Consider the following 19,239-nt stretch of genomic DNA (forward strand, 5'->3'; position numbering starts at 1 on the left):
TATATCGGTGTTTTTGTGCGGTTGCATATCGGGTAACCGCCGCCCATGCCCGAGCGCGACAATTTGTTCCCCGAGGAGCCGGGGTTCGGTGACGATGTGCCCATCGCCGACGCCGCTGATCAGCACCGCCCAGCGGTCGATTCACCGGCGGACGAACAATCACGACTGGCCCACGAACCTGTCCCGCTGGAAGTGAGCGCCGCGGACTGGCAGGAGCAACAGGAAACGGTCGTGTTCGATGCGGAACTGGAGGAACCCGACCGGTGAGGCGCTCGGGAAAGACGGCCGATCGGTAAATGGGCCGTCAAACTCTTTTAAAACCGTCCCGAGGCCGTGGCGAATAGGGCGCTAGAAGGCATAGATTCGAGAGGCCGGTCGATCAGAGAGTGCTCACCGGTTTCTGTAACGCCGATTCCTTCAATAAGGAGGCGTCATGAAAGTTGAGGCGAGACTTCGCCAGGAGCTACGCAACTACGCCGTCGAATTGCGTCAGGTGGCTTACGGCCTGCCTGGCGGGGTGGGCGAACACGACCTGCTTCGGTTGTCTGATCAGATGCGCGCCGCGGCCGATCAGGTGGTCGGCAAGACAGCGTAGGCGTTCCACCCGACCGGTTGCCGACCTTGGCGATCGGATCTGTACGTCGAAAACCCAAGGCGCAGCGCGTTTTTTGGACATCCGCAGCGTGGCGGGGTGTGCCGCGCCGATGGCTGCCCCGGCCTCGTCGAGCAGCGCCGCTTGCGCTGCGGGTTCGGTGACCGCTAGCTGACGGTCACCGGGATTCCGTTGAGGACACCGTTGCCCGACGGCTCGTCGATGAACGTTGGTGGCGACAACACGTTGGTGTTGACACCCGGCGACCCATTGGCGACCGACATGCGGGTGCCGGGTTTGCCGTGTCCCCAGCCGTGCGGCATCGACACGACGCCCGGTTTGATGGCGTCAGTGACCTCGACCGGCACCTTGATCTCCCCGGCCTCGGATTTCACGGTGACGATGTCGTCATCGGCGATGCCGCCGCGCGCGGCGTCGTCCGGGTGCATCAACAACGTGCACCGGTCCCTGCCCTTCATCAGCGCGGGGACGTTGTGCAGCCACGAGTTGTTGGACCGCAGGTGCCGACGGTTGACGAGGACGAGGGGGTCCGCCGGCCGGTCCAATCGCGCGGCCAGCCGGGACAGGTCGTCGAGGAGGTACTGCGGTGCGAGTCGGATCTTCTTATCCGCTGTGCCCAGGATGTCGGGCAATTGCGGGACCATCGGCCCGAAGTCAATGCCGTTCGGCGTCGCCTTGAGTAGGTCCAGGGTGAGGCCGCCGGGGTTCTCCCCGTATCGATCGCCGAATGGCCCGGTGCGCAACGTGAGATCCAGCATCCGCTGCGGGCCGCCGTGCTCGTAGAGTCGGCGGATCGAAGCACCGTCCAGACCCTGAGTGAAGGCCAGGTAGTCAAAGAATCCGTCGTCGATCACGGCGACATCGACGTCCTCAGCCGGGGTGCCGGTACACAGTCCGGTGAGACGGATCAGAATCTCCCACTCGTGGGGACGCTCCCCCGGCTCGAACACGGGTGCGGAGTAATTGGCGAAGCTGCGAATCGCGAACTGCAGCACCAGGTCGTCGTGGTGCGGCTGCTCCAGTGGCGACAGGCCCGGCAGGATCACGTCGGCGTGCCGGGTGGTTTCGTTCAGCCAATTGTCAACGCAGATCATGGCTTCCAGCATCGGCAGGGCTTCGTCGAGTTTGTCGCCGCCCGGCGAGGACAACACCGGATTGCCGGCGACGGTGATCAGAGCTTTGAGCTGCCCCTCCCCCGGCGTCGCGATCTCTTCGGTCATGCACGAGACCGGCACCTGGCCGAGCACCTCCTTTGCCCCGCGCACCCGGGTTTGCCAACGGCCGAACTCCGGTGCCTCATTTTCCAGGCCGGGTAGCGGCTGCGTGGTGATCGACCAAGCCGCCGGCCGCGGGAACATCGCGCCGCCCGGAGTGTCGAAGTGTCCGGTCAAGATGTTGACCACATCGACCAGCCAGCTGGCCAAGCTGCCGAACTCCTGATTGCACAGACCGATGCGGCCATAGACGACGGATTTATCGGTGCGGGCCAGCTCGCGGGCCAATTCCCGGATGCGGTCTTCGTCGATTCCGGTGACCGCACTTACCCGGCTCGGCGGCCACTGCGCCGCGACCTGGCGCATTGTGTCCAGGCCGTCGACGTGCGGGCCGGGCGTGACGAGGTCCTCAGCGAACAGTGTGTGCGCGACCGCCAGCAACAGTGCCGCGTCGGTACCTGGCACGATCGGCAGCCACTCGTCGGCGCGCGCGGCGGTCAACGTGCGCACCGGGTCGATCACGATCACCTTGCCGCGGTGGCGTATCGCGTCGATCAAGCCCATCACGTTGGGCGCGGCGAGCAGTGAGCCCTGCGACGCCGCCGGGTTCGCCCCCATGATCACCAGCAGATCGGTGCGTTCGATGTCGGGCACCGGAAAGTTCCACCAGCCGCCGTACATCAGGTGTGACGACAGATTCTTCGGCCACTGGTCCACCGTGCCGGGCGAGTAGGTGACGGGTATCCCCGACATACCCAGCAGCACACCGGCGTAGCGAGCCAGCGAGAACGAGTGCGCCAGCGGGTTGCCGGTGTAGGCGGTAACCGCACCGATTCCGTACTTGCGAATCACCGGCGTCAGCAATTCGGTACAGCGCCGGAATGCGGCGTCCCAGCTGACCTCGTGCCACTGTCCGTCGACCTTGATGAGCGGCTGACGGATGCGGTCGGGGTCCTCGTGCAGCGCGGCCAGGGAGGCACCCTTCGGGCAGATGTGTCCGCGACTCCACACGTCGTCGCGGTTGCCGCGGACATCGGCGACTTTGCCGTCCTGGACGCGAATCTTCAAGCCGCACATGGCTTCACAAAGTGGACAGGTGTGCAGATAGCTGCCGTCTACGGGGCTGGTCACCTGCCCACTCTATTCCGCTACCACGGGTATCGGAAGGGCAAGGGCGTAGTCTGGGCAGTGGCGGCACAAAACTTTGGTCGCTACGTTTGATGTCCCCCAGGGTTGGCAACGCGCTAAGCGAGCAGGATGAACGAACGTGCCGCAATGGCGCTGGTCCCCTGCTCGATAAACAGCTGTAATCTTGCTGTTCTCAGTGCTGAGCTGCCATATCGTTTGTTTTGCAGCATCTTTGAAAGACATGTTTATTTCAGTGAACAATTGTCTACCCAGGACCAATGGCGGAACGCGGCGCTCAGCCCCAGGTACCTCGCGGCCGTAGGTGGTTTTTGAAGGCTGTCCGAAATCTCTTCAAGCCCCTGCAGCCCGACGACTACATCGAGATGATCAACCCGCTCTGGACCACCAAGGAGCTACGCGGAAAGGTCGAGCGGGTTGAGCCGCAAGGCTCGGAAGCGGCCAGCGTGCTCATCCGGCCGGGTTATGAGTGGCCCGGTCATCAGCCAGGGCAGTACGTGCGGCTCGGGTTGGTCATCGACGGCGTCTACCACTGGCGGGCGTATTCGCTGACCTCGGATCCCGAACCTGCGGACGGACTGATCAGCGTGACGCCCAAGAAGGTAGACAGCGGCGTGGTGTCGCCCTATCTGGTGGAGCGGATCCAGCCCGGCGAATTGGTCCGGCTCGGCGAAATCGAGGGTGTGTTCACCTTGCCCGAGCCGTTGCCCGCCAAAATGCTATTCATCAGCGCCGGCAGCGGCATTACCCCGATCATGTCCATGCTTCGCAGCCTCGACCACCGCGACGAGGTGCGCGACGTGCTGGTCATCCATTCGGCCCGCACCCGCGAGCAGGTCATGTTCCTCTCGGTCCTCGAAGATCTCGCCAGCCGCCACGACGGGATGCGACTGGACCTGCGCCTCACCTCGGATCGCGGCCGACTCAAGCCGAGCGACCTGGACGAGGTGTGCCCGGACTGGCGCGACCGGGAGGGGTTCTGTTCGGGACCCGAGGAGATGCTCGATGCCCTCATCGAGCACTGGGAAAACAATGGCGATCCCGATCGCCTGCACTACGAACGGTTTCAGCCGAAGATTGGCGGTGACGCCGGCGAGGGCGAAGGCGGCGAAGTCTGCTTCCTCAAGAGCGACAAGGCCACCGAATGTGACGGCGGCACATCCATTTTGGAGGCCGGTGAGAACGCCGGCCTGGAACTGAATTTCGGCTGCCGCATCGGCATCTGCCACACGTGTGTGGGAACACTCAAGTCAGGCAAGATTCGCGACCTGCGCTCCGGTGACATCAGCGAACCCACGGGGCAGGACATCCGCATCTGCATCCACAGCGCCGAAGGCGACGTCGAACTCGAACTGTGATCGAAAGGAACCGCAGTGACTTCAACTCTGCAACGCACCGACCACCCGTTCGCCCACCTGGGAGAACAAGAGCGGGAGAAACTCGGCAAAGAACTGGACGCCATACACGACGAGGTCTTCGCCGACCTCGGCGAACGGGACCGCCGCTACATCAAGGCCGTCATCTCGGCTCAACGCCAGATCGTGGTCCTCGGCCGGGTGCTGCTGCTGGGTTCCCGATCCAAAACCGCCTGGGTGCTGGGTACCGCTTGTCTGGGCATCGCCAAGATCTTGGAGAACATGGAGATCGGCCACAATGTGATGCACGGGCAATGGGATTGGATGAACGATCCCGATATCCATTCCTCGGTGTGGGATTGGGACACCGCCTCCACCGCCGAGTCGTGGAAACATTCGCACAACTACATCCATCACACCTACACCAACATCCTGGGCAAGGATAAGGATCTCGGGTACGAGATCATGCGGATCGATCCGCGGCAGAAGTGGCGTCCGTACTTCTTGGGCCAACCGCTCTACAACTTCTTGCTCACCATTCTGTTCGAGTGGGGCGTCGCGGTGCACGACATGGACATCGAAGCCATCCGGGCCCGCGAGAAGCCTTGGTCCGAGGTGCGCAAGGACCTGAAAGGCATTGGCGTCAAGGTTCGCTCGCAGGTCATCAAGGACTACCTGGGCTGGCCGTTGATCAGCGCCGGGGCCTTTGCGCTGCTGCAGTTGGCGTTGCGCGGTCGCCTGGAGCAGCCGCCGACGTCTCGGCTCGGCCGTCGACTGCGGCGGATATCGGGTCGCATGTCAGGCGGGCGCCGACTGGACACCGCAGCAACGTTTTTCGACAAGTATCTGTCCGGAGCCGAAAGCACCTACCTGCGCACCCTCGCCGCCGACGCATTAGCCAACGTGATTCGCAATGTGTGGGCGCACGCCATCATCTTCTGCGGCCACTTTCCCGACCAGACCTATACGTTCACCGAGGATGAGGTCGCGGACGAGACTCGCGGAGAGTGGTATCTGCGTCAGTTGGTCGGCGCAGCCAACATTGAGGGCAGCCCGCTTTTCCACGTCATCAGCGGCAACCTGGGCTATCAGGTGGAGCACCACCTGTACCCGGACATGCCGAGTAGTCGGTATTCGGAGATCGCACCGAAAATCAAGGAGATCTGCGAGCGCTACGAGCTGCCCTACAATTCCGGGCCCTTCGGAAAGCAGTGGTACACGGTGCACCGCAGCATCTTTCGATTGGCCTTCCCCGGCGGCGAGCCGCGGCCCAAGCCTGGCCCGTATCGCGGTTCGCAGGGGTCGTCGAGAGACCAGGAGTCCAGCGAGGCCAACCGATTTCGCGACCGCGTTCCCGCCGAGCATCCCGATGCCGGCCCCGAGCACGAGTCGAGCGGCGTCGAAGTAGAGCCGCCGCCTCGCGGCAAGGACTGAACCGGCGCGAGCTTTACCCGGCTAATGGCTCAAGATGGGGCCATGGACTCCGCAGTGCAGCGCGGACGGCTGCTACCCGACCGCGTGGCGGTGGTGACCGGCGGCGGTGGCGGCATCGGCGCGGCCACCGCACGCTTGTTCGCCGAACAGGGCGCTCAGGTGGTCATCGCCGACGTCGACAGTGATCGCGCTCGGCAGACCGCAGCGCAAATCGACGACTCGGTATTACCAGTCGGCACCGATGTCAGAGATTCCGAGCAGGTCAGCGCATTGGCGCAGACCGTGCTAGCCCGCTACGGGCGGGTGGACGTGTTGGTCAATAACGTCGGCGACTGGGTGCGTCACCCAGGTGGCTTCGCGGGCACCGATCCGCAGCTTTGGGACGAGCTCTACCGGGTCAATTTGCACCACGTCTTTCTGGTCACCCGCGCGTTTCTGCCCACGATGATCGAGCAGCGCTCCGGAGCGATCGTCAACGTATCGTCCGTGGAGGGGCTGCGCGGCTACCCGGAGGATCCCGTCTATGCCGCATTCAAAGCGGCCGTCATCCAGTTCACCCGCAGCCTGGCGGTCCAGGTCGGTCGCGATGGCGTCCGGGTCAACGCGATCGGGCCCGACGTCACCGAATCCCTGCAGGTTCCGTACTCCCAGTGGCTTTCACCCGAAGAGCAGACGCAGTGGCCGCAATGGGTTCCGGTCGGGCGGATGGGGCATGCCGAGGACCAGGCTCGGGTGATCCTGTTTCTAGCCTCCGACCTGTCGGCTTTCGTCACCGGCCACACCATTCCCACCGATGGCGGCACCGCTGCGGCGGGTGGCTGGTTCCGTTCGTCGCGTCGTCCCGGCCGGGACTGGACGAACCGGCCTTTCGACGCTTGACAGGCGCTAACCCAAGGTCGTGTGCATCAACATCACGTCGTATGCCGACCACAGCGACAAGTTGAAGTACACGTCCTTACCGGTGGTCCAAGGGTGCATCATCGGCGCGTAGACGCCGCCGGGCATCGAGAAGCTCGACACAAGTAGATGCTCCGGGCTGTAGGGCCCCTGCGGGGTCGGCGCCGTCCTGGCCACGACGTCGTTGGCGCCGTTGGTGTACATCACCAGGTACTGCTTGAGGTAGGTGTTGTACTGGGCTGACATCTCGGCTACCGGACCCGGGATCACCTCGGTGGCCGCCGACGGCTTGTTCGGGACCCACGAATTCGAATCAGCGTTCCAGTACTCGTATTTGGTGAGGTCCGGGATGAAGCGCGGCTGCACTCGGGACAGGTGCGCCGCTCCGCCCCGTCCATTCGGCGTGCCGAACGAGTACAGGTAGCCGTCGCCACCCTTCACGTAGGCTCCCATCTGGAAATTCTCGTTCCCGGGAACGTACGGGACCCGCGCGGCGTCAGGTCCGTTCGCGCGGATGGTGCCTGGGTAAACCGCCCAGGTCTGGCCGTTGTCGGTGGACATCGCAATGCCCGAATAGTTGGTCCACCACTCGCCGTCACGGCCCCACTCTTTGATGGACATGAAATTGATGTACTGGGTCTTTCCGACCGAAATGGCCGCGGTCGGGATGATGCCTGTCTCTTCGTTGGCGTACTTGATGCTGTTGATGACCTGTCTGGAAAAGCCTGGTTGCTGGGTCGGCGAACCCGCGAATCTGTTGGCGGGGTCACCGTTGGCCACGTGCAGTCCGTGCGACAGGTCACGATCGTTGCTGCGGAACAGCACGTTGTACCGCCATTGGTCGCCGTGCACAGCGCAGTAGCCGAAGGTGTCACCGAAGGCCATCAGCACCTGGTGGTTGGTGGGATCGCCGTTGTCCCAGAGGATTCCGAGGTCGGTGCCGGAGATACCGAATCGTTCGAGGGTCTTGTTCGGGCCGTCCGGACCGGTCACCCACTCAACAAGTGAGGTGTTGGAGCCGCCGAGCGCGCCACCGGCGTCTGGCGCGTCCGGCGGCGGCGCCGCCTCGGGCACCGGGTTGGGCGCCGGCGCCGCGGCCGCCTCCGGGGTCAACTGCCCGGCGGGCGGTTGCTGAGCGGCGGGCGGCGCGGGAGCGGGTGGTGCCGGGTTGGGGTTGGCACCGGGCACTCGCGCTTGCTGTTGCATTGGCGCGGAGTACCGCTGACCAGGTTGGAGCACCCGCTGCAGCGGCCCGATGCGAGGCAGTGGGGCGCGGTCATTCGCGCCACGGGGCCGCTTGTTCAACGGCCCGAGCACCTTGCCTCCCGGATTGGTCACTACGGCGTTAGCGGGCGGCGGAACATTCGCTTCCGGGGCGCTGCAGGGCAACGCGTTGGCTGCTGGCGCGAGACCGATCGGGAGGATGAGTCCGATAGCTGCCGTCGCTGCCAGCGATACCGAGACGAAGCGAGGAATCGCCGACATGTCACACCTCTCGAGGATCGGACGCGAATTGACGTCCGCAGTGGTTGATGTGACGATAGTGAGCGATGGGGCCATTGTGACCGGTGAGCAGCCAATAGGTATGCGTCCGTGACCGTGTCGCAACCAGTCGATTCGCACTCTGCCCGCCGCCCTCGTGTCAGACCCGATTCGACTGCGGCCGCCTTCCCGCGAAACCGGCTGCCGAGCAACGTATTTGGGCTAGTCAAGCAGCCCTTGTGCGCTGTCATAACCAGCGTCGCAAGTGGCCTCGGACCCGCGGAACTCGCTGAGAGCAATGTCATGCTTAGCTCGGTACTTCAGCGGATATACAGTTCGCGATCGCCGGTCGGTCAAATCCAACGCAAGCGCCTTCAGGAGGCATAGGTGGCTACCAACGCCAGCACGCAGGACACCGCCGCACCGACGAACGCTGAGGCCAGGGAACGACCGGAGGTCTGGCCGGGCAAGGCATACCCGTTGGGGACAACCTACGACGGCTCCGGAACGAACTTCGCGGTCTTCAGCGAGGTTGCCGACCGGATCGAACTCTGTTTGTTCGACGACGACGGCACCGAGACGAAGATCGCACTACCCGAAGTCGACGGATTCGTCTGGCACGCATTTCTGCCCAGTGTCCAACCGGGCCAGCGCTACGGGTTCCGGGTGCACGGCCCCTACGATCCGGCCAACGGTCAGCGATGCAACCCGAACAAACTACTGGTGGACCCTTACTCGAAGGCGATCGACGGTATCTTCCAGTGGGACCAGTCGCTGTTCAGTTACAACTTCGGTGACCCCGACAGCCGCAATGACGAAGACTCGGCGGCAAACATGCCCAAATCGGTGGTGATCAACCCGTACTTCGACTGGGGCGTCGACCGCCCACCCGGCCACGAGTACGCCGATACCGTCATTTATGAAGCCCATGTCAAGGGCCTCACCCAGACTCATCCGGCCATCCCCGAGCGCATCCGCGGCACCTACTCCGCCATCGGACATCCGGCCATCATCGAGCATCTGACCAGCCTTGGCGTCAACGCGATCGAACTGATGCCTGTTCACCACTTCGCCAACGACTCGACGCTGATCGACAAGGGACTCTCGAACTACTGGGGCTACAACACAATTGGATTCTTCGCCCCCGACTTCAAGTACACCGCCAGCAGCACCCCGGGCGGGCAGGTCCAGGAATTCAAGGCGATGGTGCGCGCGCTGCACGAGGCAAACATCGAGGTAATTCTCGACGTCGTCTACAACCACACCGCCGAGGGCAACCATCTTGGTCCCACGCTGTCCATGCGCGGCATCGACAACGCCGCCTACTACCGCCTGGTCGACGACGACAAGCAGTACTACATGGACTACACCGGTACCGGCAACAGCCTCAACGTCGGCCACCCGCACACGTTGCAGTTGATCATGGATTCGTTGCGGTACTGGGTGACCGAGATGCATGTGGACGGATTCCGGTTCGACTTGGCATCCACGCTGGCACGCGAGTTCTACGACGTCGACCGATTGTCGACGTTTTTCGAACTGGTACAACAAGATCCGATCGTCAGCCAGGTCAAATTGATCGCCGAACCGTGGGACGTCGGGCCCGGCGGGTACCAGGTGGGAAACTTCCCGCCCCAATGGACCGAGTGGAACGGTAAATTCCGCGACACCATTCGAGACTTCTGGCGCGGCGAGGACGCCATTCTCAGCGAGTTCGCCTCGCGTATCACGGGCTCGGCGGATTTGTACGAGCACACCGCGCGCCGTCCGGTGGCCTCGATCAACTTCGTCACCGCTCACGACGGCTTCACCCTACGAGACTTGGTGTCTTACAACGAGAAACACAACGAAGCCAACGGTGAGGACAACAACGACGGCGAGTCGCACAACCGGTCCTGGAATTGCGGCGTCGAGGGACCCACCGACGACCCGGAGATCAACGCGCTGCGGACTCGTCAGCAGCGCAATTTCCTGGTGACAACCCTGCTTTCGCAAGGGGTTCCGATGATCTGTCACGGCGACGAGCTTGGTCGCACCCAGCACGGCAACAACAACGGCTTCTGCCAGGACTCCGAGTTGACCTGGATCGATTGGGACAACGCGGACGCCGACCTCATTGAATTCACCCGTTCGGTCGCCGCGATCCGGGCCGCCCATCCGGTGTTTCGGCGCCGCCGGTTCTTCACCGGCGCTCCGCTGCGACACCGTGGATCCCAAGGCCTACCGGACATTTCGTGGTTCCGGCCCGACGGATCGGAGATGAGCGACGACGACTGGGACTCCGGATTCGGCAAATCGGTCGCCGTCTACCTGAACGGTCTGGGCATCGCCGGCACCGACTCGCGCGGCCAGCGCATCACCGACGATTCGTTTGTGCTGTGCTTCAACGCCCACCATGAACCGATCGAATTCGTCCTTCCCCCTGACGAATTCGGCCAAGGATGGCTACCGGTGCTGGACACCGCCGGCGACACCGGACTGGTGGAGAACGGCGACACCCTTGGGCCGCAGGCCAAGACCACCGTCGATGGGCGCGCGGTGGTGCTGCTCCGGCAGATCACCTGACACCGAGGAGCAATACCCGGCGCTAGCCGAACAGTGGCCGGAAGTCGACGTGGAAGCTGCCCGGCCCGGCTACCGCCGACGCGCCCTCAGCGGTAGCGACCGCGAGGTTGATGAAGCCGTTGAAGGCCTTGGCGCCGGCGCCACTGGCCGTGACGATGGCGAAGTTTGCGGCGGCCAGTCCCCCGCCCTGATCGCCGGCCAATGCCGTGCTGCCGACGCCGGCCGTCACCGCGATGTTGAAAATTCCTGCGCCGCCCGCGAACACGTCGTGATTGCCGTCCCCGACGACGGTAGCGATATTGGCGAAGTTGGCTGGGCCGAAGCCGACAGCTTCGACGAGCTTGTTGCCGGAGCCGGCGACAGTCGACACGATGCCGAAGTTGCCCGGCGCCATCCCGCGGGCCGCCACGCCGGTGTTGGAGTCGCCGACCGCGGTGGCGACACCGCCGATGCTCAGCCCGGCCACGCTGGCGGTGACGGTGTTCCCGTTGCCGACCGCGGTTGCGCCGGTGGCGATGTTGCCGCCCAGCCCGGCCGTGGCGATCACCTCAGAGTTGCCGTCACCGACCGCGGTGCCCAGGGTGAGGATATTGCCGCCGACACCGGACGCGGTGGCGACGACCCCGTTGTTCGCCCCCGCCGCGGTGGCAATGGTGCCGATGTTCTCCAAGCCGGTGGCCGACGCGGTGGCGGTGTTCCCGCCGCCGATAAAGGCGCTGGCAATCGTGGCGATGTTGCCCGCGCCGTTGGCGGTGGCCGAAACCGCATTGCCGTCGGTGATGGCGGTGCTCAGCGTGGCGATGTTGCCGCCGATGCCTACGGCCCTGGCGACGGCCGCGGTGTTGTCGTTCCCGAAAACTGTTGCCAGAGTGGCGATATTGCCTCCGACGCCACCGGCCTCGACCACGCCGCCGGTGTTTCCGTCGCCGTACACCGTGCCCAGGGTGGCGATGTTCTCCAAGCCGAAGGCACTGACCTTCATCGAGTTGTCGGAGCCGATCACAGTCGATGCGGTAGGCACGTTCCCCACCCCGGTGACATCGACGGTGGCGGTGTTCTTGTCGCCGATGGAGGTAGCGACCGAGACGATATTGCCCGACCCGGTCGCGCTGGCCGACACCGTGGCATTGTTGTCGCCGATCACGGTGCCCAGGGTGACGATGTTGCCGCCAACACCGATCGCGTGCGCACCGGTCGTGGTGTTGCCGCTGCCGAACACGGTGGCCAGGGTGGCGATGTTGCCGCCCGCGCCGCCGGCCTCGGCTGCCACGGTGCCGTTGCCGTCGCCGTAGGACGTGGCCACCGTGGCGATGTTCTCCAGCCCGAACGCACTGGCTTTCAGACCGCTGTTATTGCCGATGCCGGTGGCCACGGTGGCAATGTTGCCCAGACCAGTTGCACTGACTTCGGCAGTGTTGTTGTCGCCGAACACGTTTGCCAACGTCGCAATGTTGCTGCCACCGCCGCCGGCTGAGGCGGAGACTTGCGTGTTGCCGTCGCCGATTGCGGTCGCGATGGTCGCGACGTTGGCGCCGACACCCGGTGCACTGGCGGCCACGCCATTGTTGTCGCCGTACGCGGTCGCGATGGTGGCGATGTTCTCGACACCGAATGCGTCCACTTTGGCGGTGTTGTTGTCGCCGATGGCGGTGGCGATGTTGGCGGTGTTACCCAGCCCGGTGGAGATGGCCGAAACCGAGTTTCCGTCGCCAATCGCGGTGGCGAAGGTTGCGGTGTTGCCGCCCCCTCCGCCCGCCTCCGCGTGCACCTGGGTGTTCCCCTCCCCGATCGCGGTGGCAAACGTCGCGACATTGAGGCCGACACCGGGTGCACTGGCCGAGACGTTGTTGTTGTCGCCGTACGACGTGGCGACGGTGGCGATGTTTTCCACGCCGAGCGCGCTGGCCGAGGAGGTGTTGTTGTTGCTGAACAGCACGGTGGACAGGGTCGCGGTGTTGCCCGCGCCCAACGCGCTGGCCTGGGCGGTGTTGTTGTCACCGAACACGGTGGCCAAGGTGGCGATGTTGCCGCCCGCGATGCCGGCGTCGGCGTCGACCTTGCTGTTGCCCTGACCGATCGCCGTGGCGATGGTGGCGGTGTTGCCGCCGACGCCTTTGGCTTCGGCAGAGACGTTGTTGTCGTGACCGTAAGAGGTCGCCAACGTGGCGACGTTGCCGACCCCGATCGTCTCAGCCGCTGAGTTGTTGTTGTTGCTGAACAACACCGTCGAGACGCTCGCGATGTTGCCCGCGCCCAACGCGCTGGCCTTCGCCGTGTTGTTGTCGCCGAACACGGTGGCGACGGTGGCGGTATTGCCGCCGGCACCGCCGGCATCGGCGCTTACCTGGGTGTTGCCGTTGCCGAAGGCCGTCGCGATCTGGGCGGTGTTGGCGCCCACACCCACGGCACTGGCTCCGACGCCGTTGTTGTCGCCACCGGAAGTAGCCAGGGTGGCGATGTTCCCCGCACCGATTACGTTGGAGGTGACAGTGCTGCCGTTTCCAAAGGACGTGGCGACGTTCGCGAGGTTGCCGACGCCCAGCACGCTTGCTGTGACGGCCGGGTTGTTCGCACCGAATGCGGTAGCTACCGTGCCGATGTTCCCCGAGCCGTCGGCTTGCGCGGAGACCAGGGTGTTGCCGCTGCCGCCGACGGTTGCCACCGTCCCGAGGTTGTCCAGACCGAACGACGAGGCCTTGATGCCGTTGTTGTCGCCGAATAGCGCGCTGGCCACGGTGCCGATGTGACCGCCGCCGGTGGCCGACGCGGTAATCGAGTTGTTGCTGCCGATGATGGACGCCGCGACGGTGCCGATGTTGCCACCCACGCCCGTCGCACTCGCTGCGACCGTGCTGTTGTTGTTGCCCAAGGCGGCGGCCACCACACCTTCATTGCCGCCGACACCGGTGGCATCGGCGAGCACATTGCTGTTTCCGCTACCGGCCACCGCGGCCACCACAGCGTTGTTCTCCACGCCGAAAGCATTGGCCGCGACCGAGGTGTTGTCGCTGCCGAACACCGCCGAGACGATGCCGGTGTTCTCCACGCCGATCACCTTGGCGGACACCCCGGTGTTGTTGTTGCCGAACGCGGCAGCCACTGTGGCGTTGTTCTGCACGCCCTCGGCGCTGGCCCAGACCGCGTTGTCGTTGCCGAACGCGGCCGCCACAGTGCCGATGTTTCCGACCCCGACGGAGTTGGACAGCACGGTGTTGTTGTTGCCGAACGCTAGGGCTCCGGTGCCGATGTTCACTGCTCCGGTCGCCTTGGCTATCGAGTTGCTGCCGATGACAGCGGCTAGGTTGAGTACGCCGCCGGTCGCGGCGGCACTGCTGCCGTCACCGAAGGCGAGCGCGATGTCGGCCAGGTCGGCGTTGGCCGAACTGTTGGCTCCGGCGGCGATAGCCAGGCCACCGAACGTTGTGTTGGCGTTGGCCGAACCGGACTGCAGCAGTTGCAGACCGAAGATGGAGATGCTGAAGTCGACTCCCGCGATGCCGGGCAACAACGCTTCGCTCCACGGAGCCAATGCCTCGGCCACCGCCGAGGCGCCGGCGTGATAGCCCGCCATGACCGCCACATCTTGCGCCCACAACTGTTCGTAGATCGCCTCGGTGGCCGCGATGGCCGGCGAGTTCTGACCGAACAAGTTCGAGATAACCAGCGCAACAAGGCTATTGCGGTTGGCGGCGATGAGTTCTGGATGCACGATCGCGGCTTGGGCCGATTCGAACACCGCGGCTGCCGAAGCCGCCTGGCCCGCCGTGCCGGCGGCTTGGGCCGCTGCCGCGCCGAGGTAGCTGGCGTACGGTGCGGCCGCAGCCGCCATTGCCGCCGATGCCGGGCCCTGCCAGACTCCGCCGACCAATCCCGACGTGACCGCACTGAATGACGCTGCCGCGGACTGTAACTCGCCGGCGAGTCCTTCCCACGCCGTCGCCGCCTCCAACAACGGGCCCGGTCCGGCACCGGCGAACATCAACAAAGAATTGATCTCGGGGGGCAGCACCGAAAAATTCATCAAATTTGTCCGTTCTCAGGTGGTGGGCCCCCCACGTGCCGTCGCTGCACCGACCGAAGCAGTTGCACCTGCCTCTCGCACCCCATCGCGCGCCTCCAACCGACTTGGGCAATCACCGGTTCCGAATGAGCAACTTGGCAAGACGAACATAGTCGCTCGGCACGGATCATGGTCGAAATTCCCGCAATGAGTTTGGATTGAGACGTTCCGGCTGTGCAGCCCGACCAGCATGCCCCGTAAGCCGATTTGGGAACACCGCGGCGGGGTACCAGCACAGTCATGAGTGCAAAGTCCAAAGCCATGTACATGCCGCTATCGATTGCCACCAGCGTGACGGGTGGATTGTTGGCCGGTGCGGTATTCAGCCAAGTCTGGAAACGCTTTAGCGACGACGACCAGGCGCCGCCGGATCCCAAAGATCTCAGCAACTCCACTCGCGCCGCGCTGCTGGGCGCGGGCTTGCAAGGGCTGATTTTCGGTGTGGTTAAGGCGGCGGTCGACCGGGTCGGTGCCCGTGGCTACCGTGCCGTCACCAACGAGTCACCCGTGCCTTGAGTTTGCGCGCCAACCGCCCCGGTAGAACGTGTTACGGTTTTGCCGACGGTGGCCGTGGACCTGAAATCCGGGTGTTGTGCGCGAGGAGTATCCGATGGCATGGCTGGCCGAAAAGTGCTGCTGCAGAGCTGAATTGAGGACCGTGGCCGCCGGAGATGAGTAAAGCTCGGTCGCTGGCGCTCGTCACCGCCGCATATGTCGTCGCGATCGGCGTGGCCGCCGGCTGGCTGGCGTGGGGCCCGAGCACCGGACGGTTGTGGCTGGATACCTTCATCGCCGACGTGTTCGCCACCCTCGTGGTGTTCGCATTCAGCCGGATCTATCACAACTCGAGCTTCTACGACGCGTACTGGAGCGTCATTCCCCCGCTGCTGTTGTTCTATTGGTGGAGTCAGGCCGGTGCGGGTGTCGACCAGTTGCGTTGTTGGCTGGTCGCGGTACTGGTCCTGGTGTGGGCGGTGCGGCTCACTGCGAACTGGGTGTACGCATTTTCCGGCCTGCATCACGAGGACTGGCGCTACCCGATGTTCAAAGAGCGCGCCGGCCGGGCAGAGTTCGTTGTCGACCTGCTAGCGATTCATCTGATCCCCACCACCCAGGTGTTCGCGGGCATGCTTCCGGTTTATGTCTGTGTGACGTACACCGGCGCCGACATCAGGTGGCTCACCATCGTTGCCTTCGTCCTTGGCATGGGGGCGGTGGCCCTCGAATTCGCCGCCGACGCGCAGCTGCACCGGTTCGTCCGGGACCGGCGCCCCGGGGCGGCGATGGACCAGGGATTGTGGGGCTGGTCGCGACATCCGAACTACTTCGGTGAGTTCAGTTTCTGGTTCTCCCTCGCGCTGTTCGGGGTGGCGGCGTCGCCGTCGGACGCCTGGTGGTTGTTTGTGGGTGCGATGGCAATGTTGGCGATGTTCCTTGGTGCCAGCATCCCGATGATGGAGACCCGCAGTCTGTCGCGGCGCCCCGAGTATCAGACCGTGATCGACCGTGTTCCGCGTTTTGTGCCCCGACCACCGCGCAAAGACACGGCATGACCCGCAAGCGCGTCGTCATTGCAGGCTTGGGGGACGTCGGCATTCTGACTGCGATCCGGCTGGCACCGCACGCCGACGTCGTCGGCATTTCGGTGAAGCCCGGGCTGGTCAGCGGGCAGGAACTCGGCGTACGACTCGCCCGTCCCGACGATTGGGCGCGCGACTACTGGATTCCGTTCGACAGGTTCCGCCGGTTAGACGGGGTCCAAACGGTGCAGGCCGAATTGACCGGTGTGGATCTGACTGGGCAGATGGTGTTCGGCCACCGCGAAGATGGCTCCACCGTCACCGAGGAATACGACGCGCTGGTCATCTCGACTGGCGTCAGCAATGGCTTCTGGCGCCAGACCCAGCTGCAGTCAGCCGCACAAGTGGGCGCTGGGTTGTACGCGGCCCACGAACAAATAGCCACGGCCAGGTCGGTGATCGTGGTGGGGGGTGGCGCGGCGGCGGTCAGCAGCGCCGTCAACATCGCCAGGACCTGGCCGGACAAGCAGGTTGACCTGTACTTTCCGGCAGAACGCCCGCTGGGTGAATATCATCCGAGAATTTGGCAGCGGGTGGCCGGCCGGCTGACCGAACTCGGCGTCGGCCTACACCCGGGCCATCGGGGCGTCGTCGCCGCCAGCTTCACCGGCGACCAGATCACCAACGAACCGGTGCGCTGGAGCACCGGGCAACCCCCAGCCGTCGCCGACGCCGTGCTCTGGGCGATAGGACGGGTGCGGCCCAACACCGGATGGCTACCGCCGCAACTGGTCGACGAGCGCGGCTACATACGGGTGACACCGCAGCTGTGGGTGCCCGGCCACCGGAACGTGTTCGCGGTCGGCGACGTGGCGGCCACCGACCCACTGCGCAGCTCGGCCCGCAATCGTGGTGATGCGTTGGTGGCGCACAACATTCGAGGCACCTTCACCGGCGGCCAGCTGCGGGCGTTTAAGGCACCCGGACGCCGCTGGGGCTCGTTGGTGGGGATCCAGCCCGACGGGTTGGAAGTGTTCTTCCCCACCGGCCACGCGTTCCGGTTTCCGCGGTGGGCGGTCGAGCGGGTGGTGATGCCGTGGATTGTGCGCTGGGGTATGTACCGCGGGGTGCGGGAGAACCGCCCGTTCGGCTGAGAGGAACACGCTGACCATGGAACAGTGGGAACTCGTTGCGCGCGAACAGATTCGAGACACGCTGGCGCGGTACAACTGGGCGGGTGACGCGGGCCGAGTCGACGGACTTGCCGAAACATTCTGCGTCGACGGCGTTTTGGAGATTCGTGGGTTGCGGTCGCTACACGGCCGATCCGAGATCGCGGAGTTCCTGGCGGGCGTGACCGGCAACGTGACAGGCAGCGTGACCGGTAACGCCAAGGTCGAGCCCCACCTAAAGCACGAAGTGAAACCGATAGTGCGGCACAACGTTGCCAACGTGCTGTTTACCGAAGTCACACCGCAACGGGCCCTTGTTTCGTCCTACTTCACCGTCTTCACCCACGTGGGGCTCGACCATTTCGGACGCTATCGCGATGTCCTTGTGCCCGAGGCGGACACGTGGCTGATCAGCCACCGGAAGGTGTCGACCGATTGGGCAGCCCCGGACTCGCAGATGGCACGCGGTTAGCCAGTGCGCGACGGCACCCCGGCGCTGACCCGAGCGGCCAGGGCCGCAACCAGGAAGCAGCCCAGCGCAATCCATCCGTCGCCGGTCAGGCCGTCCTTGGCCATCAGCACCAGCGCGATGCCCGCGAGACAAATCAGCACACCGGCAACCGTCGACCAGACGCCGCCGGAACGAACCGGCGCGTCCCACCAGGGCAGGCGCCGATGCTCGAGCGGTGAGAGCAGCTTGAACGTCACGGCCATGACAACCGCGAAAACCACCGCCCGCAAGGCGAGCAGGCCCCAGAACCCGGGAGCATGCACGTCGAAGGCATCCAGACCGACAGCGTGCAGACCAACCGCGGCAACCGCGATCGCCGGGATGTGCCACAGATAGAGCGTCATCGCTCCACCGTTTCCGACGGCAACGGCCTGCCACACCCTGGGACGCTGAGCCCAGCGTCGGATCGGCCCCGCAGCCGCCACGAACGCGCACGACATCCACGTGCAGTGCAGCGCCAGCAAGAGCGTCGGCGGCGACACGTTGGACATCCGCTCCGCACCGGTCACCACCAGCGAAACCTCGTAGGTGCCAGCCACAGCCAGCAGTACTTGCACGCTCAACGCGCACACCGCGGTGACCAACGCTGCACGCAGACCGATCAGCCCGCGCGCATAGGCCACGCCGATCACCACCGGAATCAGCCAGACGATCAAGAAGTTGGCGATCCCGGATTCGGGCGTACCGACGGCGAACCTGATGGCATCGACAGCGGTGGCAGCAGCGAGCAGACCGGTGACAACGAGTGCGAACGCGCGCCCCGTGCGCAGCCGGGTCAAAGCTGGCACGAAGGCAAGCGCGACCAGGTAGATGCCGAGAAACCACAACAGCGCCACGCACTCGCGGCCGAGTCCGGCCGCGGATTCCTGGCCAACCGTCGCGCGCACAATCAGTAGCGCCACCGTCCACGCCGCCAGATACCAGAACACCGGCCGGCACAGCCGCTGTGACCGGGTGAACAGCCACGACCCCCACGCGGTGCCGGGGTGCCAACCGTAGGCACCGGCGGCCCCGCCGGCCAGAAAGAACAGCGGCATCACCTGAACGATCCAGGTCACCGGCGCGAGGGCGGGAACCGCGCCGAGCAGGTTCCCGATTCGCACCCCACTGGAGTCGATGGTGCCGAGCAGCAGCGCGCAGTGCCCGAACATCACCACGACGAGCGCGGTCAGGCGTGCGACATCGACGGCACGGTCGCGCTGGCGTTTGGTGTTGGCAGAGATCTCACCCGCGGTGGACATGGAGGTAACCAGAGGCATTCGACCAGCAT

General features: G+C 64.7%; 14 protein-coding genes. 10 read left to right on the plus strand and 4 right to left on the minus strand.

Going from position 1 to position 19,239, the window contains the following annotated elements:
* Positions 1-45 precede the first annotated feature (45 nt).
* Both A5634_RS00605 and A5634_RS28470 read left to right on the plus strand, forming a co-directional pair.
* A complete protein-coding gene (locus tag A5634_RS00605) occupies positions 46-267 on the plus strand; it encodes a hypothetical protein (RefSeq protein ID WP_065142141.1) in 222 nt (73 codons plus the stop codon).
* 166 nt (positions 268-433) lie between these two features.
* Positions 434-595 carry a hypothetical protein gene (locus A5634_RS28470; RefSeq protein WP_172831574.1) on the plus strand — a complete coding sequence of 54 codons (162 nt, stop codon included), beginning with the start codon at positions 434-436 and terminating at the stop codon, positions 593-595.
* 164 nt (positions 596-759) lie between these two features.
* On the opposite strand, the gene A5634_RS00610 is transcribed toward A5634_RS28470, so the two are convergent.
* Positions 760-2,958, minus strand: a complete 2,199-nt coding sequence (locus A5634_RS00610; protein WP_081290109.1) for a molybdopterin-dependent oxidoreductase — start codon at positions 2,956-2,958, stop codon at positions 760-762.
* Between the two features lie 275 nt (positions 2,959-3,233).
* Between A5634_RS00610 and A5634_RS00615 the strand changes: the two genes are divergently transcribed.
* From A5634_RS00615 to A5634_RS00625, 3 genes are read left to right on the plus strand one after another with little or no spacing between them, the layout of a single operon-like run.
* Positions 3,234-4,331, plus strand: coding sequence for a ferredoxin reductase (locus A5634_RS00615; RefSeq protein ID WP_065142143.1), 1,098 nt, complete (start codon positions 3,234-3,236; stop codon positions 4,329-4,331).
* Positions 4,332-4,346: 15 nt separating this feature from the next.
* Positions 4,347-5,762, plus strand: coding sequence for a fatty acid desaturase family protein (locus A5634_RS00620; protein WP_065142144.1), 1,416 nt, complete (start codon positions 4,347-4,349; stop codon positions 5,760-5,762).
* A gap of 42 nt (positions 5,763-5,804) precedes the next feature.
* The gene (locus tag A5634_RS00625; protein WP_065142145.1) at positions 5,805-6,641 is read left to right on the plus strand and encodes an SDR family NAD(P)-dependent oxidoreductase; all 837 of its coding nucleotides are present in this window, start codon (positions 5,805-5,807) and stop codon (positions 6,639-6,641) included.
* A gap of 6 nt (positions 6,642-6,647) precedes the next feature.
* Here A5634_RS00625 and A5634_RS00630 read toward each other — a convergent pair whose 3' ends face one another.
* Positions 6,648-8,144: a DUF4185 domain-containing protein gene (locus A5634_RS00630; protein ID WP_065142146.1), complete on the minus strand. Its 1,497-nt coding sequence runs from the start codon at positions 8,142-8,144 to the stop codon at positions 6,648-6,650.
* Between the two features lie 384 nt (positions 8,145-8,528).
* Between A5634_RS00630 and glgX the strand changes: the two genes are divergently transcribed.
* Positions 8,529-10,706, plus strand: coding sequence for a glycogen debranching protein GlgX (gene glgX, locus A5634_RS00635; protein WP_081290110.1), 2,178 nt, complete (start codon positions 8,529-8,531; stop codon positions 10,704-10,706).
* 22 nt (positions 10,707-10,728) lie between these two features.
* On the opposite strand, the gene A5634_RS00640 is transcribed toward glgX, so the two are convergent.
* Positions 10,729-14,727, minus strand: a complete 3,999-nt coding sequence (locus A5634_RS00640) for a PPE domain-containing protein (RefSeq protein WP_065142147.1) — start codon at positions 14,725-14,727, stop codon at positions 10,729-10,731.
* Positions 14,728-15,006: 279 nt separating this feature from the next.
* Between A5634_RS00640 and A5634_RS00645 the strand changes: the two genes are divergently transcribed.
* The 4 genes from A5634_RS00645 to A5634_RS00660 all read left to right on the plus strand — a co-directional run bounded on the left by A5634_RS00645 (position 15,007) and on the right by A5634_RS00660 (position 17,930).
* Positions 15,007-15,282 (plus strand): DUF4235 domain-containing protein, encoded by a 276-nt coding sequence (locus A5634_RS00645; RefSeq protein ID WP_065142148.1) that lies wholly within the window; start codon positions 15,007-15,009, stop codon positions 15,280-15,282.
* A gap of 155 nt (positions 15,283-15,437) precedes the next feature.
* Complete coding sequence (locus A5634_RS00650) at positions 15,438-16,319, plus strand: DUF1295 domain-containing protein (RefSeq protein WP_081290111.1); 882 nt, start codon at positions 15,438-15,440, stop codon at positions 16,317-16,319.
* Entirely contained in the window at positions 16,316-17,440 is a 1,125-nt protein-coding gene (locus A5634_RS00655; RefSeq protein ID WP_065142149.1) for an FAD-dependent oxidoreductase, read from the plus strand. The genes A5634_RS00650 and A5634_RS00655 overlap by 4 nt, the downstream gene beginning before the upstream one ends.
* Before the next feature lie 16 nt (positions 17,441-17,456).
* A complete protein-coding gene (locus tag A5634_RS00660) occupies positions 17,457-17,930 on the plus strand; it encodes a nuclear transport factor 2 family protein (RefSeq protein WP_065142150.1) in 474 nt (157 codons plus the stop codon).
* Here A5634_RS00660 and A5634_RS00665 read toward each other — a convergent pair.
* Entirely contained in the window at positions 17,927-19,228 is a 1,302-nt protein-coding gene (locus A5634_RS00665; protein WP_155769271.1) for an acyltransferase family protein, read from the minus strand. The two genes, A5634_RS00660 and A5634_RS00665, sit on opposite strands and share 4 nt — an antisense overlap.
* Positions 19,229-19,239 lie beyond the last annotated feature (11 nt).

It is taken from the genome of Mycobacterium asiaticum, from assembly GCF_001673365.1.
GTDB classification, from domain to species: Bacteria; Actinomycetota; Actinomycetes; order Mycobacteriales; family Mycobacteriaceae; genus Mycobacterium; species Mycobacterium asiaticum_A.

What these genes read in the sequence shown, in the direction of transcription:
- A5634_RS00605 (WP_065142141.1), top strand. Translation starts at nt 46, where the DNA reads ATGCCCGAGCGCGACAATTTGTTCCCCGAGGAGCCGGGGTTCGGTGAC.
- A5634_RS28470 (WP_172831574.1), top strand. Translation starts at nt 434, where the DNA reads ATGAAAGTTGAGGCGAGACTTCGCCAGGAGCTACGCAACTACGCCGTC.
- A5634_RS00615 (WP_065142143.1), top strand. Translation starts at nt 3,234, where the DNA reads ATGGCGGAACGCGGCGCTCAGCCCCAGGTACCTCGCGGCCGTAGGTGG.
- A5634_RS00625 (WP_065142145.1), top strand. Translation starts at nt 5,805, where the DNA reads ATGGACTCCGCAGTGCAGCGCGGACGGCTGCTACCCGACCGCGTGGCG.
- A5634_RS00630 (WP_065142146.1), bottom strand. Translation starts at nt 8,144, where the DNA reads ATGTCGGCGATTCCTCGCTTCGTCTCGGTATCGCTGGCAGCGACGGCA.
- A5634_RS00640 (WP_065142147.1), bottom strand. Translation starts at nt 14,727, where the DNA reads ATGAATTTTTCGGTGCTGCCCCCCGAGATCAATTCTTTGTTGATGTTC.
- A5634_RS00645 (WP_065142148.1), top strand. Translation starts at nt 15,007, where the DNA reads ATGAGTGCAAAGTCCAAAGCCATGTACATGCCGCTATCGATTGCCACC.
- A5634_RS00650 (WP_081290111.1), top strand. Translation starts at nt 15,438, where the DNA reads ATGAGTAAAGCTCGGTCGCTGGCGCTCGTCACCGCCGCATATGTCGTC.
- A5634_RS00655 (WP_065142149.1), top strand. Translation starts at nt 16,316, where the DNA reads ATGACCCGCAAGCGCGTCGTCATTGCAGGCTTGGGGGACGTCGGCATT.
- A5634_RS00660 (WP_065142150.1), top strand. Translation starts at nt 17,457, where the DNA reads ATGGAACAGTGGGAACTCGTTGCGCGCGAACAGATTCGAGACACGCTG.
- A5634_RS00665 (WP_155769271.1), bottom strand. Translation starts at nt 19,228, where the DNA reads ATGCCTCTGGTTACCTCCATGTCCACCGCGGGTGAGATCTCTGCCAAC.